Genomic DNA, 2,195 nt, shown 5'->3' on the forward strand with positions numbered 1-2,195 from the left:
CCATCTGTTATTGTTTAAGTTACCACACAAAAACAAACAAACGGAGGTTTTTTATATCTTATACAATCATAATAACACCAAATCTAATGAAGAATCAAATGTATTAGTCGATAAAACAAAAAGTGGTAAAGAAAGACCCTGGAGAGAAAAAAAGCTAGCTAATGTTTCTTATTGGGAATTGCTTCATATTCTCGAAATGAAAAAAGCATCTCGTGTAAAAGACTGTGCGAACGTTTTAGAATATAAACAAAGCATAGAAACGGGCGAACGAAAATTATATAGAGTGTGGTTCTGTAAATCTCGTTTATGTCCGATGTGCAATTGGAGGCGTGCTATGAAACATGGTATCCAATCACAAAAAGTTGTTTCAGAAGTGATTAGACAAAAACCAACAGCAAGATGGGTTTTTCTCACGTTAACGGTTAAAAATGTTTATGATGGCGAAGAATTAGCTCAAAGTTTATCTGATATGTCAGAAGGATTTAGACGTATGATAGGTTATCAAAAAATTAAAAAGAATTTAATAGGGTTTATGCGTGCAACAGAGGTAACCGTCAATAATATTGATAATTCTTATAATCAGCATATGCACGTTTTATTGTGTGTGGAAAATACTTACTTTAAAAATACTGAAAACTATATTAATCAAAAACAATGGATAAAACTTTGGCGAAGAGCGATGAAATTAGATTATGATCCCAACGTGAAAGTTCAAATTGTTAAAGCTAAAAATAAAGATAAAACAGATATTCAATCAGCGATTGATGAAACAGCGAAATATCCTGTTAAAGATACAGATTTTATGACAAAAGATGAAAAACTTAATCTGCAGCGTTTAGCAGATTTAGAAAAAGGCCTATTTAAAAAACGTTTAATTTCTTACGGTGGTTTATTAAAAGAATTGCATAAAGAATTAAATTTAGATGATTCAGAAGATGGCGATTTAATTCATGCTGATGAAGAAAAATCGAAAGAAGATGAAGAAAGTTATTCAATTATTGCGATGTGGAATTGGGATAGAAAGAATTATTTTATGATGAATAGTTAAAAAAATATTCAACAAACTGTCTATCTCATTCAATAAAGGAGTGGTATAAATTGAGTCCTTTTTTAGCATTTATAATCATTGCTGTGAGTGTAATACTCGATATTATTTGGTTTGATAATTACGGAAAAAGATGGGGATGGATAAAAAACTGGTCAAAGCCACAAATAGTATTATTTTTTTCAGGAATAGCTGTTATTGGGGTTTTAACTTATTTAGTACTTGGTATGAAATATATTAATTTTTAAATTAGGATAATGTCTATTATTTTCTATAATCGGATGTGATTTTTTGTTGGGTAGCTTTAAGCTACCTTTTTTTGTTTAAAATTAATTTATAAAAAGCCCCCGCAGGAAACCCAAATTACGCAGTTTTTTTATGGCGCGTGAGCAAAATAAAAATCACTGCGTGTAAATGGGCACTCCTAATTAAATGTCGTGATTTCTATTTTTTATGTTTTTATTTTGAAAGTAATTAAAAATCGATTTAAGACGTTTAGAGCGTTTTAAATTATTTGGAACAGAAAATATAATGAGAAAATAACTTTAAGCGTGAGAGAGCTTTATTTTAATTCCTAAGCTAATTTAGAGAGTGGTTTATGACGGAAAAGAAAACGAAGTCTTTTTGTCGAGCAGAACTCCCCTGATAAACTAGAAAAAGCCAATCGGCTGAATGTGTGGTCAGCTTATTTTTGACGATTGGGCGAATTTAGGGGTTCAGGGGAGTTGAGTTCGAGACAAAAAGGAATCGGCTTTCTTTGAGTAATAAAAAACGAACGAGGGTAAAATATACTAAATTCAGTTGAGAGTGCCCATTTATACGCAGTGATTTTAAAAATCGCTTTTGCTCTTTAAAATTCTCTGCGTTCGTTGGGTTTCCCGCAGGGGCTTTTGAATTTAAAAATATAAAATTAAATAAATTTAATTAAAAAATAAACAAATAAAAAAGACTAGATCCATGAAAATGGGTCTAGTCTTTTTTATTTGTTTTAGGGTCTTTTTTTAATGATTTTGAACCTAATCTTTCTATTCTTGATACATATAGACATAACGTCATTTTATTATTTTAAGTTAGAAGTGTTATTTATTAAGGGTTTGGCTTTGATTTATCCCTTGAAAATAGTTGCATGGGATTATTGAAATAAAAAACT

General features: G+C 30.2%; 2 protein-coding genes. Both read left to right on the plus strand.

Translation table 11 applies throughout. The annotated features are described in order from the left end of the window. Positions 1-196 precede the first annotated feature (196 nt). Entirely contained in the window at positions 197-1,048 is an 852-nt protein-coding gene (locus MHH58_RS12395; protein ID WP_341346114.1) for a protein rep, read from the plus strand. Positions 1,049-1,098: 50 nt separating this feature from the next. Beyond that, positions 1,099-1,293, plus strand: coding sequence for a hypothetical protein (locus MHH58_RS12400; protein ID WP_341074309.1), 195 nt, complete (start codon positions 1,099-1,101; stop codon positions 1,291-1,293). Positions 1,294-2,195 lie beyond the last annotated feature (902 nt).

It is taken from the genome of Jeotgalicoccus sp. FSL K6-3177 (genome assembly GCF_038050175.1).
Classification (GTDB): domain Bacteria; phylum Bacillota; class Bacilli; order Staphylococcales; family Salinicoccaceae; genus Jeotgalicoccus; species Jeotgalicoccus nanhaiensis.

Coding starts and splice junctions, on each gene's coding strand:
- MHH58_RS12395 (WP_341346114.1), top strand. CDS start 197: ATGAAAAAAGCATCTCGTGTAAAAGACTGTGCGAACGTTTTAGAATAT.